Origin of the sequence: Streptomyces sp. NPDC002564, assembly GCF_042889645.1 — a bacterium.
Classification (GTDB): domain Bacteria; phylum Actinomycetota; class Actinomycetes; order Streptomycetales; family Streptomycetaceae; genus Streptomyces.
Genome location: NZ_JBIARE010000001.1, coordinates 61,147 through 74,760, shown reverse-complemented (window position 1 = coordinate 74,760; position 13,614 = coordinate 61,147). Strand labels below are relative to the sequence as shown.

Sequence of the window (13,614 nt, the reverse complement as noted above, 5' to 3'; positions counted from 1 at the left end):
CGCTCCGCCCATCCTACGACGCATGCGTTCGCCACACCGAACAGACGATCCGGCCGACCGAACGGACGACGGCGTGTCCGGCGGCCTCGTCCGCCTCTCCGACCTGCCGCCCGGCGTGCTGCGCGACATCGCGCTGGTCTGGCTCGCCGACGCCGTCGTCGGGCTCTCCTTCGGCGCCATCGCGGTCGCGGGCGGGCTGCCCGTCTGGGTGCCCGTGGTCATGTCGCTGCTCGTGTACGCGGGCTCCGCCCAGTTCAGCGCCGTCGGCATCCTCACCGCGGGCGGCGGACCGGTGGCCGCCGCGGCGACCGGGCTGCTGCTCAACTCCCGGACCGCCGCCTTCAGCCTGGCGCTCGCCGACGACCTCGGCCGGTCCTGGACCGCCCGGCTGATCGGCGCGCACCTGGTCACCGACGAGACCGCCGCCTTCGTACTGGCCCAGCACGGCCGCAGGCAGCGCAGGGCCGCCTTCTGGATATCCGGCACCGGCCTGTTCGTCGCCTGGAACGTGAGCGTGCTCGCGGGCACCCTCGCCGGATCCGCGCTCGGCGACACCGACCGGTTCGGGCTCGACGCGGCCTTCCCCGCGGTGCTGCTCGCGCTGGTGCTGCCCGCCCTGCGCGCCGACAGCGCGGCCCGGCGGGCGTCGGCGGCCGGTGCCGTCGTCGCCGTCCTCGCGGCCCCGCTGCTGCCCGCGGGGGTGCCGGTGCTGCTCGCCCTGCTCGGTCTGCTCCCCGCCCGGCGCGGGCCCCGCCGCCCCCGCCCCGCCTCGTCCGGGAGTGCCGCATGAACGCCACGCTCGCCTGCGTCCTCGTCCTCGCCGCGGGGACCTACGTCTTCCGGCTCGCCGGGCCGGTGCTGCACGGCCGCGTCGAACTCCCGGCGCGGGTCCAGGAACTGCTGGCCGTCGGCGCCACCGTGCTGCTCGTCGCGCTGCTCGCCACCGGCGCGCTCACCGAGGGGCAGGGCTTCGCCGGGTGGGCCAGGCCCGCCGGGGTGCTGGCCGGCGGGGTGCTCGCCTGGCGCCGGGCACCGTTCGCCCTCGTCGTGGTGGGCGCCGCGGCGACTACGGCGCTGCTGCGCCTCGCGGGGGTCCACTGAGGCCGGATCCTGCCGCGTCCCGCGCGTACAGCTCCGCCACGACGTGCGCGTACCGGTCCGTCACCGCCTTCCTGCGGACCTTCAGGCTCGGGGTGAGCAGGCCGTCCTCGATCGTGAAGTCCTCGTCGAGCAGGGCGAAGCCGCGGATGCGGGCGGGCCGCGACACCGTGGCGTTGACGGCGTCCACCGCCTCCTGGACCAGGGCGCGCACGCGCGGGTCGCGGGAGGCGGGTCCCGTCAGCGTCACGCCTTCCCGCGCCGCCCAGCCGGCGACCTCCTCCGCGTCCAGCGTGATGAGCGCGACCGGGTAGGGGCGGCGGTCCCCGACCATCACGGCGCGGGAGACGAACCGTGAGGTCTGCAGGGCGAGTTCGCTGAGCGAGGGCGTCAGGTTCTTGCCGCCCGAGGTGATGATGAGGTCCTTCTTGCGGCCGGTGATCGTCAGGTAGCCGTCGTCGTCGAGGGTCCCCAGGTCGCCGGTGTGCAGCCAGCCGTCCTCGTCGAGCGCCTCGCGGGTGGCCGCCGGGTTGTTGTGGTAGCCGGGGAAGACCATCGCGCCCCTGGCCAGGACCTCGCCGTCGTCCGCGACGGCCAGCTCGACGCCGTCCACCGGACGCCCGACCGTCCCGTACCGCACGGCGCCCGGGTGGTTGAGGGTCAGCACGCCCGCCGACTCCGTCATCCCGTAGCCCTCGTAGACCGCGATGCCGCAGGCCCGCAGGAAGTCCACGGTGTCCGGCGCGATGGGCGCCCCGCCCGTCACCGCCCACCGCACGCGGCCGCCGAGCGCCTGCCGGACCAGGCCGTAGAGCGCCTTGTCAGCCGCCTCGTACGCGTCCTTCAGCTCGGCCGGCAGCTCGCCGTCGGCGGCGAGCACCCCGATGCGCACCGCCTCCTCGAACCGCTCGCGCCCGCCCTCCTGCGCCTCGGCGAGCGAGAGCACCACCGAGCGCACCTTCTCGAAGAGCCTCGGCACGGACGGCAGATGGGTGGGCCGCGCCTCGGCGAGCTCGGCGACGACGTCCTCGACGCGCCCGCCGAAGAAGGTGAGCGCGCCGCCCTCGATGAGCGTGGTGAACTCGATGAGCTGGGCCAGGAGATGGGCGAGCGGCAGATAGAGGTACGTCGAGTCGCCGGGGCCGCCCGCCACCAGCGGCACCGTGGCGGCCTGCACCGCGAGCAGGTTGCCGTGCGTCAGCAGGCAGCCCTTGGGCGGACCCGTGGTGCCCGAGGTGTAGATGATGGTGGCCAGGTCGTCGCCGCGCCGCGCCCGCGCGCGGGCCAACAGCTCGTCCAGCGGGCCGAGTCCGGCCGGATCCTGGTCCATCCGCAGCACGTTCCGCACGTCGGGGAACCGCCCGCGCAGCCGCTCGACCTTCGCCGCCTGCGCCGCGTCCTCGCAGATCACCGCCGTCGCCCCGGAGTCCGCCACGACCCAGGCGACCTCCTCGTCGCCCGCCGTGGGATACACCGGCACCACGACCGCGCCGGCCGCAAGGACACCGAAGTGGGTGCAGGTCCACTCCGGCCTGGTCTCGGCGAGGACCGCCACGCGGTCGCCGGGGCGCACCCCGAGCGCCAGCAGGGCCCGGCCCACCCCGCGGGCCGCGTCCCGCAGCCCGGTGTACGAGAGCTCCTGCCACTCCCCCGCGCGCCGGAAGCGCAGCGCGGGCAGCGCGCCGTGCCGTTCGGCCGCCCACTCCGCGAGGAGCGCCAGCGTGCCGGGCAGTTCGGCCGGGGCCACGAGGTCCTTCCGCGTCTGCTGCATGGGTACGACGCTAAGGAGCGGGCCCGGCGCCCGGGATGACGCGAAACGTCAGCACCACTGACCGGGGCGCTCAGCCGCCGCCCCACGGGGTGTGTCGGGCCGCGCCGCGCGGCGCTAACGTCGACACATGGCCAGGCGGACGATCACCGTGCACCATGTGCGGGCCGTGCTGCGCGGTGCCGAGCGCGGCGGCGTGGACACCGTGCCGCTGCTGCGGGGGGCGCAGATACCGCCGCTGCTCCTGGGCGACGACCGGGCCCGGGTCACCGCGCCGCAGTTCGCCCGGCTTTTCCGCGAGCTGTACCGCGTCACGCAGGACGAGTTCCTCGGCCTCGGCTCCGCCGTCAGCAGGCCCGGCACGTTCGCGATGATGTGCCAGGCCTCGCTGGGCTGCCGCGACCTGGGCGCCGCCGTGTGCCGGGGCGCCACCTTCTACGGCCTCTTCCCCGGCGGGCCCGACCTCGCCCTGGAACGCCTGGGCGCCGAGGCGGTGTTCACCGTCCGCAACGACCTGGAGCAGGACTACTTCCTCGCCGAGTGCCTGGTCATCATCTGGCACCGGCTGTGCAGCTGGCTGATCGGCCGCCGCATCCCGCTGCGCTGGGCCGAGTTCGGGCATCCGCCGCCCCCGCACAAGGACGAGTACGAGCTGCTCTTCGGCTGCCCGGTGCGGTTCGGCGCCGAGCGCACCGGCGCCGGATTCGACCCGCACTGGCTGGACGCGCCGCTGATCAGGGACGAGGACGCGCTGGACGAGATGCTGCGCAGGGCGCCCTTTGAGCTGCTCACCCGGCGCGAGTACGGCACGACCGTCGCCGAGCAGGTCCGCCGGGCGCTCGCCCGGAGCCTGCGCTCCTCGCCGCGGCTGCCCTCGCTCGGCGAGATCTCGGCGCGGCTCGCGGTGAGCCCGGCGACGCTGCGCCGCCGCCTCGCCCAGGAGTCCACGTCGTACCAGCAGTTGAAGGACGCGGTGCGCCGTGACGCGGCCATCGCCGGTCTCGTCGAGGGCCACGAGCCGATCGCGGAGCTCGCGGCGCGGCTCGGCTTCTCCGAGGACACGGCCTTCCACCGGGCGTTCCGGCGGTGGACGGGGACGACCCCGGGCGCGTACCGCACCGGCACGGAAGGCCCCCGCGACCCGGCGCGGACGGCGCCGGGCGGCTGAGCGGGCGCCGCGCGGGCGCCTGCGAGCAGGGGTCAACGAAGGTGAGCGTCCCGGTCAGCCCGGAACTTACTCGCAAGTCACTACGGTCGTTGCCGGAACACCCCCAGCCCCTGAGGACAGTTGGGAGAGCCGCATGCACACACGTACCGGTGCCGGAGCGTGGGCCCTGGTGGCCGCGCTCGGTCTGTCGGCCGTCACCCCGCTCGCCGCGGCGCAGGCCGACGAGCGGGCCGCCGGGTCCCCCGGCGACGTCGTGAGCTCCGAGCCGAGCAGCTTCCACCCGCTGCCCGGCCAGCCCACGAACACCAAGGCCTGGAAGATCCATTACCGCTCGACCACGGCGTCCGGCCGGCCGAACACCGTCTCGGGCACGGTCATCGTGCCCCAGGACGGCAGGAAGGGCCCGCGCCCGCTGATCACGTACGCCGTGGGGACCGTCGGCGTCGGCGACCACTGCGCGCCCAGCGCGGGCTTCCCCCAGGGCACCGCCGTGGAGGCCAACCTCATCCAGCAGCTCACCCTGCGCGGCTGGGCGGTGGCCGTCACCGACTACGAGGGCCTCGGCACCCCCGGCGACCACACCTACACGGTGGGCCGGGCCGAGGGCCAGGCCATGCTGGACGCGGCCCGCGCCGCGATCCGGCTGCCCGAGGCGGGCCTGGCCGAGGACACGCCGGTCGGCATCATGGGCTACTCGCAGGGCGGCCAGGCCTCGTCGTGGGCGGCCGAGCTGCACGGCTCGTACGCCCCCGACCTGGACGTCAAGGGCACGGCGACCGGCGGCATCCCGGGCGACCTGCTGAAGGTGGCGAAGTTCAACGACGGTTCGTACGGCTCCGGCCTGATCTTCATGGCGGCGATCGGCCAGAACGCGGCGTTCCCCGAGCTGAAGCTCGACTCCTACCTCAACCCGCTGGGCAGGACGCTCATCGGCGCCCTGCGGAACAGCTGCGTCGCGGACGGCGCGGTGCTCGGGTCCTTCAAGTCGATCGCGTCGATGACGACGCGGAACCCCCTCGACCAGCCGGACTGGCAGCGGCGCCTGACCGAGTCGCGGGTCGGCACGGTCAAGCCGGACGCCCCGGTGTACCAGTACCACGCGCTGGCCGACGAGCTGATCCCGTACGGCGTCGGCAAGCAGGTCCGTGCGGACTGGTGCGCGCGGGGCGCGAACGTGGAGTGGCACACGATTCCGCTCGGCGAGCACGTGAGCGGCGTGATCACGCAGTCGCCGTTCGCCGCCCAGTGGCTGGCGGACCGCTTCGCGGGCAAACCGGCCCGCGGCAACTGCTGATCGCAGAGGCACGGTGGGGGCGTCCCGCGGGTCCGGGACGCCCCGTCCGCCACCGGGGTCCCTGCCTGCCACGCCGCACGAGCGCCGCTCCAGGAAAACCGTTGGGCAGCGCGAGGCCGCCCCCATAGGATCTTCGGGCCGCAGAAGTTCGAGAACCGGGGGGAATTCTCGTCATGCTCGTCGCGCCCACCATCCTGTCCCTGACCCTGCTCGCCCTGTTCGTCCTGGCCATGAAGGCGTCCGACGCCCAGCCGCATCCCGCGGCGGCGGAACCGGGCACCGAACAGGAGGGATCCGGGACGGGAACGGTCTGATGCCCACACCCGCCACACCTGTCGCTTCGGCCACACCAGCCGTACCCGCCGCGCCGACGGCTCCCGCGGCCCCGCTGACGCCTCCGCCGGAGGACCCCTCGCGGGCGGACCCCGCGCCGGGCCCCGACTTCGTCACCCCGGTGGACCACGTCTTCGTCCGCACCCACCTCGGACTCCCCGAGATCGACCCGGACACCTGGACCCTGACCGTCGACGGTCTGGTGGAGCGGCCCCTGCGGCTCGATCTGGCCGCCGTCCACGCCCTGCCGCGCGAGCAACTGACCGCCGTCCACGAGTGCTTCGGCAGCCCGCTGCGGCCCGACACCCCCACCCGCGCCGTCACGAACGTGGCGTGGACGGGCCTGCCGCTCGCCCTGCTCCTGGACCGCGCCCGCCCGCTGCCCGGCGCCCGGCACGTCCTCCTCGAAGGCGCGGACACCGGCTCCTTCCACGGCGAGGACGGCCTCTCGTACCTGAAGGACCTGCCGCTCGGCACCGCGTACGACGACGTGTTCCTGGCCCACGGGATGAACGGCGAGCCGCTGCGCGCCCGGCACGGCTTCCCGCTGCGCGCGGTGGTCCCGCGCATGTTCGGCACGAACGCGGTGAAGTGGCTGACCCGGATCGTGCTGAGCGACGAGCGCCCGCGGCACATGTTCACGACGACCTTCTACACCCGGCGGCTGCCGGGCGCCGACGCCCCGACGCCGGTGCGCGCGCTGGACGTCAACAGCAAGGTGCTCGCGCCGGGCCCGGGCGCCGAACTGGCCCCGGGCACGGTCACGTTCCGGGGCCGCGCGTGGTCCACGACGGAGGTCGTCCGCCTCGACCTCTCCGTGGACGGCGGCCCGTGGGAGCCCGCCACGCTCGACGTGCGCGGCGCCGACCCGGCGTGGCAGGGCTTCTCGCTGCGCCGCCCGCTCGGGCCGGGCCCGCACACCGTCCGCTCCCGCGCGACGGACCGGTCGGGCCGCGTCCAGCCGGGCCCCGGCGCACGCAACGCGGTCCACGAGGTGGCGTTCACGGTCACGCGGCGCGGTCGCCCCGGTCGCGGGGCAGCAGCCACACCGACACGGCGGTCGTGAGGCACAGGGTCAGGCCCACGACGACGAGTCCCGTGCGCATCCCCGGGAGCGAGAACCCCTCGCCGGCCCCGCCGCCCGCGAGCAGCGCGCCGAACAGCGCCACCGACATCGCCCCGCCGGTCTGGCGCAGGGAGTTGAGCAGTCCGGAGGCCGTGCCCGCGCGCTCGCCGGGGACGCTGTCCATGAGCTGCGCGGTCAGCGCGGGGACCGCGAAGGCGCCGCCGAGACCGGTCGGCACGAGCAGGACGAGGACGAGCCACAGCGGCGTCCGGTCACCCAGCGGCACCAGGACGAACATGGCGAGGGCGAGGATCGCCTGGCCGAGGACGATGACCCGGCGCCGCCCGAACCGCTCGGCGGCCCGCGGCGAGACGAGGTTGGTGGCCGTGATGAGGAAGGCGAGCGGCACGAACATCAGGCCCGCGGCGACGCCCGACATGCCGCGCAACTGCTGGTAGTACAGGCCGAGCAGGAAGGTCACGCCGTAGAACCCGGCGTTCACCGCGAAGCCGACGGCGAGGGCGACGCCGACCTGGCGCTGCCGCAGCAGGGCGAGCGGGACCATCGGCGCCGCGTGCCGCTTCTCCGCGGCGTGGAAGGCGCATCCGGCGGCGACGGCCACCGCGAAGGCGGCGAGCACGGGCGCGCTGGTCCACCCCAGGTGTCCGCCCTCGATGACGGCGAACGCGAGGCCCGCGAGGGCCAGTACGGCCGTCACCTGCCCGCCGAGGTCGAGCGGCGCGGGACGGCGCGGGGAGGGGGCGACGCGGGCGAGCAGGACCAGGATCAGGGCGCCGACGGGCAGGTTGAGCAGGAAGACGGACCGCCACCCGGCGGCCTCCGTCAGGACGCCGCCGAGCACGGGCCCGACCGCCACGGACACCGAACCGCCCACGGTCCACAGGGCGATGGCGCGGGCCCGGCGGCGCGGGTCGTCGTAGGCCTGGCGGATCAGGGCGAGCGAGGCGGGCATGACGACGGCGGCGCCCGCGCCCTGGGCGACCCGGGCCGCGACGAGCGCGCCGATGCCGGGCGCGACGGCGCAGGCCAGCGAGGCGAGCGTGAACAGCCCCACGCCCCAGGCGTAGGCGCGGCGCGCCCCGGCCCGGTCGGCGAGCGCCCCGGCCGACAGCATGAGCGCGGCGAACATGAGGGTGTAGGCGTCGACGACCCACTGCAGTCCGGCCATGCCGCCGTGCAGGGAGGCGCGGATGTCGGGCAGCGCGATGTTCACGGCGGTGACGTCGATGGTGATGACGGCGAAGCCGAGGAGCGCGGCGGCCAGGGCGACGGAGGAGGTGGGGCGGGCGGCGGGCCGGGACGCGGATGCGGTGGCCCGGGCGGGCCGGGGAGCGAGAACGACGGGCACGGAACGCCTCCGGGACGGCAGGTGGGCAGGAACGGGCGGGCGGACACGGCCACCGGGCCGCGGCCCGGCGTCGTGCGCCCCCTGGGCCGCGGTGGCCGAGCCGCCCGCAACGAGCTCCACTCTGCGGCCCGGCGCCGCGCGGTGGCAGGCCGCGGTTCACCGGGGTGCCCCGTTCCTGGCCCTGACACGGCCCCCCACGGCGGCGGCCGGCCAGGGACAATGTGCGGATGACGGAAAGCACCACGCACCCGGCGCAGGCGAACGGGACGAGCACCGGCACCGAACTGGGCCGCTACCTCCGCGCCCGCAGGGCCCGGGTCACCCCGGCCGAGGCGGGCCTGCCCGCGGGCGCCGGGATCCGGCGCACGCCGGGCCTGCGCCGCGAGGAGCTCGCCACCCTCGCCGGGGTGAGCGTCGACTACTACACGCGCCTGGAGCGGGGCCGCGAGACGAACCCGTCGCCGCCCGTCATCGACGCCCTGGCGCGCGCCCTGCGCCTGACGGGCGACGCGCACGACCGCCTGCGCGACCTGGCCGAGCTGGCGTCGGGGCGTCTCACCGAACCGCACCCCACGGCCGACCACACGGTCCGCGATTCCACCCTGCGCATGCTGGACGCGCTGACCCCGCTGCCGGCGTACGTGGTGAGCAGGCACAGCTACATGCTGGCCGCCAACGCCCCCGGCAGGGCGCTGCTCCCCGGCCTGTGGGAGTGGCCCGCCGAGCAGCGCAACGTCCTGCGCTACCTCTTCCTGCACCCGGTGGGCCGCGTCCTGTACCGGCCGTGGGAGGAGACGGTCGCCAAGTCGGTGTCGCACCTGCGCGCGATCGCGGGCACCGACACGGACTCGCCGCAGCTGACCAGCCTGGTCGGCGAACTGCTCCTGAAGTCGCCGGACTTCGCCCGCATCTGGGAGCGGTACGACGTGAGCGAGCGCGGCGGCGGCACCAAGTCGTTCGAGCACCCGAAGGTCGGCGCGATGACCCTCACGTACGAGGTGATGCGGCTCGCGCGCACGGGCGGGCAGCGGATGGTGGTCTACCAGGCCCCGGAGGGCTCACCGGACGAGGCGGCGATGCTGCGGCTGCCCCGCACGCACTGACCCGCGCGGCGTCACTCGGCCGCGCAGGAGCTCCCGGTCTTCGGCGTCTCGCCGTACAGCAGGAAGCCGTCGACCTTGTCCTGCACGCAGGTGGAGCCGAGGTAACCGGTGTGCCCGTCCCCCTTGTTGTCCAGGACGACGGCCTTCGGGCCGAGGCGCTTCGCGGTCTCCTCCGTCCACCGGTAGGGGGTGGCCGGGTCGCCGCGGGTGCCGACGAGCAGCAGGTCGGGCGTCTTCAGGTCCCGTACGTCGTCCCGGATGTAGCTGGTCCCCGCGGGGCGGCCGAAGCACAGCAGCACGGGCATCAGCATCGACTTGCCGAAGACCGGCGAGGCCTCGTCGAACTCCTCCTGGAGGCGGCCGACCTCCTTCTCTATGCGGGCGGCGTCGGGCCGGTCGGGGTCGTCGGCGCAGTTCACCGCCATCAGGGCGGCCTCCATGTTGTCCGCGGGCATCTCGTCGCCCGCCGCCCCGGCCGCGGCACGGCCGGGCACCGAGGCGTCCGCGAGGCCACCGCTCATCCGGATGAGCGCGCGCGGGTCGCCGTCGGCGAGCAGCGCGCCCAGGGCCTGCGAGAGCGCGGGCCACGCCTGCCTGCTGTACAGGGCCTGGCTGAGGACGCCGACGACGTCCTGTCCGGTGAACTCCTGGCCGTCCAGGGAGCGCAGCGGCATCCGGTCCATGTCGTCGATGAGCCGGACCATGCCCCGGCGGGCCGAGCGGGCGTCGGTGCCGAAGACGCATCCGGCGTTGCCGGTGCACCAGGCGAGGAAGTTGTCCAGGGCGGTCTGGCGGCCCTCCGCGGTCGCGAGGGACTGCTCGGCGACGGGCTCGGTGAGGGTGTCGACGCCGTCGAGCACCATCCGCCCGACCTTCCGGGGGAACTGCGCGGCGTAGACGGCGCCGAGCCGCGTGCCGTAGGAGAAGCCGAGGTAGTTCAGCTTCTTGTCGCCGAGCGCCTGCCGCATGACGTCCAGGTCGCGGGAGACGTTGACGGTCCCCATGTGCGGCAGGACCGGGCCCGACTCGGCCTTGCACTGCTCGGCGATCCTGCGCAGCCCGTCGAGGACGGCGGCCGGGTCGTCCGCGTCGCCGGACATCGCGTCGGTGTCCTGCTCGGCGTCGCCGCAGCTGACCGGCTCGCTCTGGCCCACCCCGCGCGGGTCGAAGGAGACGACGTCGTACCCCTTGCTGAGGAAGCCGAACTCCTTCTGGGAGCCGGCCAGCGCGGAGACGCCGGGGCCGCCGGGGCCGCCGAAGTTGAGCAGCAGGGAGCCGCGCGGCTTGCCGCTCGCGCTGGACTTCATCCGGATCATCGCGACGTCGACGGTCCCGGCGGCGGGCTTGGCGTAGTCGAGCGGGACGGACACGTGCCCGCACCGGACGTCCTTGGTGCCGCCCGAGGCCTCCGCCGCGGACGCCGTCTCGCCCTTGCAGGCGGTCCACTTGATCTTCTGCGTGTAGAAGCGCGACAGGTCGGGCCGCCCGCCGCTCCCGTCGGCGACGGTCGCGGCCGAGGCCACGCCCGGCACGACCGCTCCGACGACGACCAGCGCGGTGACGCCGGCGACTGCACAGGCTCCGCGCACGGCAACCTCCCAGGGTCAGCCCCTCGGCTCACCCTAAGGGCGGGGCGCGGGCCTCGCCCGTTCAGCGCAAGGTGACCCTCCGTACACCCCGGTCACGGTGCGTACGCGGTTCAGTCCCGCTCCAGGATCGCGGTCACCCCCTGCCCGCCCGCGGCGCACACGGAGATCAGCCCGCGCCCCGGCCGCCCGCGCTCGGCGAGCAGCTTGGCCAGGGTGGCGACGATCCGTGCGCCGGTCGCGGCGAACGGGTGACCCGTCGCCAGCGAGGACCCCGCGACGTTCAGGCGCGCCCGGTCCACCGTGCCGAGCCCCCGCTTCTCCCAGGCGGCGAGCGTGGCGAGCACCTGGGAGGCGAAGGCCTCGTGCACCTCGACGAAGTCGAAGTCGGCGAGGGTGTACCCGGCCCGCTCCAGCATCCGGGGCACGGCGTACGCGGGGGCCATCAGGAGTCCGTCCTCGCCCCCGACGACGTCTCCCCGCACGAAGTCGACGGCGGCGCTCTCGCAGGCGGTGAGGTACGCGAGCGGTTCCAGGCCGCGCGCCGCGGCCCACTCCTCGCTGCCGAGCAGCGCGAGGGCGGCACCGTCGGTCAGCGGGGTCGAGTTGCCCGCGGTCATGGTCGCGCCGGGCTCGCCGGTGCCGAACACCGGCTTGAGCGTGGCCAGTTTCTCCACGGTCGACCCGGGCCGCAGGTTCTGGTCGCGGTCCAGGCCGCGGAACGGCACGACGAGGTCGTCCAGGAACCCCCGCTCGTACGCGGCCGCGAGCCGCTGGTGGCTGAGCGCGGCGAGCTCGTCCTGCGCGGCGCGCGTGATGCCCCACGCCCGCGCGGTCACGGCGGCGTGCTCGCCCATGGACAGGCCGGTGCGGGGCTCGGCGTTGCGCGGGATGTCCGGTACGAGGTGGGCGGGCCGCACCTTGCCGAGCGCCCGCAGCCGCCCGCCCACGGACCCGGCCCGCCGCGCCTCCAGCAGGATGCGCCGCAGCCGGTCGTTGACGCCGAGCGGGGCGTCGCTCGCGGTGTCGGACCCGCCGGCGATCCCCGACTCGACCTGGCCGAGCGCGACCTTGTTGGCGACGGCGACCACGGCCTGCAGGCCGGTGCCGCAGGCCTGCTGGATGTCGTAGGCGGGGGTGCGCGGGTCGAGCGCCGACCCGAGCAGGACCTCGCGGGCGAGGTTGAAGTCCCGGCTGTGCTTGAGCACGGCCCCGGCGACGAACTCGCCGACCGCGCCCGGCCCTTCGAGGCCGTGCCGCGCGACGAGCCCGTCCAGGGCCGCGGTCAGCATGTCCTGGTTCGATGCGGTGGCGTACGGCCCGTCGGACCGGGCGAACGGGATGCGGCTGCCGCCGAGGACGGCGACCCGGCGCACAGAGGGAGAACTCATGTCTCGACCAGCTCCTGACCCTTGAGTAACCTTACTCAGAAGTAAATTTACGACCGAGCTGGGAGTTGGACAATGGCCGACCGCTATCTGACCTTCACCGCCACCGGCCCCGGCCGCTTCCTCACCCGCCGCCTGGGCCTCCCCCAGCCGGCCGCGCTGCGCCGCTGGTCCCCCGAACACCCCGCGCTGGACGGCGACTTGCTGCTGCTCACCGCGGGCACCTCCGCCTACGCCGAAGACCTCCCGACCCTCCTCGCCGCCACCGGCCACCGGGTCGTCACCACCCCGACCGCCGACCGCCCCGCCGCCGTCGTCCTGGACGCCACGGCGATGGCCGACGTCGCGACCCTCGCCGGGGCGCACGCCGCCCTGCACCCCGTGGTGCGCGAGGTCGCGGACCACGGCCGCGTCCTGGTCGTCGGATCGCCGCCGGACCCCGCGGACCACCACCAGGCGGCGGCCCAGCAGGCGCTCGAAGGGTTCGTGCGCTCCCTGGCCAAGGAGCTCGGCCGCGGCCGCACCGCCACCCTCGTACGGGTCTCGGGACCCATCGCCACCGCCGAACCCACCCTGCGCTTCCTGCTCTCCCCCAAGTCGGCCTACGTCACCGGCCAGGTCGTCGAGACCGGACCCTCCCAGAGCCTGGCGGCCCCCGCGGACTGGGCCAGGCCGCTCGCGGGCCGCACCGCCCTCGTGACGGGCGCGGCGCGCGGCATCGGCGAAGCGGTCGCCGAGGTCCTGACGCGGGACGGGGCCCACGTCACGCTCCTGGACGTGCCGTCCGCCGCGGCCGATCTGGCCCGCGTGGCACAACGCCTGGGCGGCACGGCGCTGCCGCTGGACATCACGGCGGCGGACGCGGGCGAGCGCATCGCCGCGGCGCTCCCCGGCGACGGCCTCGACATCCTCGTCCACAACGCGGGCATCACCCGCGACCGCAAGCTGGCCAACATGGGCCGGGACCGCTGGACGTCCGTCCTGGACGTGAACCTCGCCGCGGTCCTCGCCACCACGGACGCCCTCCTGAAGACCGGCACGATCCGCCGCGGCGGGCGGATCGTCGCCACGGCGTCCATCGCGGGGATCGCGGGCAACGCGGGCCAGACCAACTACGCGGCGAGCAAGGCGGGGATCATCGGCCTGGTCCGTTCGCTCGGGCCGCGGGCGCTGGCGGAACACGGGGTCACGGTCAACGCGGTCGCCCCCGGCTTCATCGAGACGAAGATGACGGCGGCCGTCCCCCTCTTCATCCGCGAGGCGGGCCGCCGCATGAACTCCCTGGCGCAGGGCGGCCTCCCGGTGGACGTCGCCGAGACGACCTCCTGGCTCGCCCAGGGCGGCGTCAACGCCCAGACGATCCGCGTCTGCGGCCAAAGCCTCCTGGGCGCCTGACCTCAGCCACCACTCCCCACCCCTGAACCACCCCCACCGCTCCGCG

Annotated in this window: 12 protein-coding genes; 8 read left to right on the top strand and 4 right to left on the bottom strand. The window is 75.1% G+C overall.

Annotated features, from left to right (window positions below; genetic code table 11):
* The first annotated feature begins 22 nt into the window (after positions 1–22).
* Both ACFYXE_RS00375 and ACFYXE_RS00370 read left to right on the top strand, forming a co-directional pair.
* The gene (locus ACFYXE_RS00375) at positions 23–790 is read left to right on the top strand and encodes an AzlC family ABC transporter permease (RefSeq protein WP_389307588.1); all 768 of its coding nucleotides are present in this window, start codon (positions 23–25) and stop codon (positions 788–790) included.
* Positions 787–1,101: an AzlD domain-containing protein gene (locus tag ACFYXE_RS00370; RefSeq protein WP_361165294.1), complete on the top strand. Its 315-nt coding sequence runs from the start codon at positions 787–789 to the stop codon at positions 1,099–1,101. Before ACFYXE_RS00375 ends, ACFYXE_RS00370 begins: the two co-directional genes overlap by 4 nt.
* Here ACFYXE_RS00370 and ACFYXE_RS00365 read toward each other — a convergent pair.
* Positions 1,067–2,869, bottom strand: a complete 1,803-nt coding sequence (locus ACFYXE_RS00365; protein ID WP_389307586.1) for an AMP-dependent synthetase/ligase — start codon at positions 2,867–2,869, stop codon at positions 1,067–1,069. The two genes, ACFYXE_RS00370 and ACFYXE_RS00365, sit on opposite strands and share 35 nt — an antisense overlap.
* Positions 2,870–2,996: 127 nt before the next feature.
* On the opposite strand from ACFYXE_RS00365, the gene ACFYXE_RS00360 reads away from it, so the two are divergent.
* The 4 genes from ACFYXE_RS00360 (at position 2,997) to ACFYXE_RS00345 (ending at position 6,727) form a co-directional block, all read left to right on the top strand.
* Positions 2,997–4,034, top strand: coding sequence for an AraC family transcriptional regulator (locus tag ACFYXE_RS00360; RefSeq protein WP_389307584.1), 1,038 nt, complete (start codon positions 2,997–2,999; stop codon positions 4,032–4,034).
* 133 nt (positions 4,035–4,167) lie between these two features.
* Positions 4,168–5,328: a lipase family protein gene (locus ACFYXE_RS00355; RefSeq protein ID WP_389307582.1), complete on the top strand. Its 1,161-nt coding sequence runs from the start codon at positions 4,168–4,170 to the stop codon at positions 5,326–5,328.
* Positions 5,329–5,501: 173 nt separating this feature from the next.
* On the top strand, positions 5,502–5,642 hold the full coding sequence (locus ACFYXE_RS00350; protein ID WP_389307580.1) for a hypothetical protein: 141 nt from the start codon (positions 5,502–5,504) through the stop codon (positions 5,640–5,642).
* Entirely contained in the window at positions 5,642–6,727 is a 1,086-nt protein-coding gene (locus ACFYXE_RS00345) for a molybdopterin-dependent oxidoreductase (RefSeq protein WP_389307578.1), read from the top strand. The genes ACFYXE_RS00350 and ACFYXE_RS00345 overlap by 1 nt, the downstream gene beginning before the upstream one ends.
* Here the strand turns inward: ACFYXE_RS00345 and ACFYXE_RS00340 are convergent.
* On the bottom strand, positions 6,669–8,096 hold the full coding sequence (locus tag ACFYXE_RS00340) for an MFS transporter (protein ID WP_389307576.1): 1,428 nt from the start codon (positions 8,094–8,096) through the stop codon (positions 6,669–6,671). The genes ACFYXE_RS00345 and ACFYXE_RS00340 overlap by 59 nt on opposite strands.
* 227 nt (positions 8,097–8,323) lie before the next feature.
* Here ACFYXE_RS00340 and ACFYXE_RS00335 point away from each other — a divergent pair, with 227 nt between their 5' ends.
* Positions 8,324–9,199 (top strand): helix-turn-helix transcriptional regulator, encoded by an 876-nt coding sequence (locus tag ACFYXE_RS00335; protein WP_389307574.1) that lies wholly within the window; start codon positions 8,324–8,326, stop codon positions 9,197–9,199.
* Between the two features lie 11 nt (positions 9,200–9,210).
* On the opposite strand, the gene ACFYXE_RS00330 is transcribed toward ACFYXE_RS00335, so the two are convergent.
* Positions 9,211–10,788: an alpha/beta hydrolase gene (locus tag ACFYXE_RS00330; RefSeq protein WP_389307572.1), complete on the bottom strand. Its 1,578-nt coding sequence runs from the start codon at positions 10,786–10,788 to the stop codon at positions 9,211–9,213.
* A gap of 110 nt (positions 10,789–10,898) precedes the next feature.
* Positions 10,899–12,176, bottom strand: a complete 1,278-nt coding sequence (locus tag ACFYXE_RS00325) for an acetyl-CoA C-acetyltransferase (RefSeq protein WP_389307570.1) — start codon at positions 12,174–12,176, stop codon at positions 10,899–10,901.
* A gap of 72 nt (positions 12,177–12,248) precedes the next feature.
* On the opposite strand from ACFYXE_RS00325, the gene ACFYXE_RS00320 reads away from it, so the two are divergent.
* The gene (locus ACFYXE_RS00320) at positions 12,249–13,568 is read left to right on the top strand and encodes a 3-oxoacyl-ACP reductase (protein ID WP_389307568.1); all 1,320 of its coding nucleotides are present in this window, start codon (positions 12,249–12,251) and stop codon (positions 13,566–13,568) included.
* The last annotated feature ends 46 nt before the right edge of the window (positions 13,569–13,614 follow it).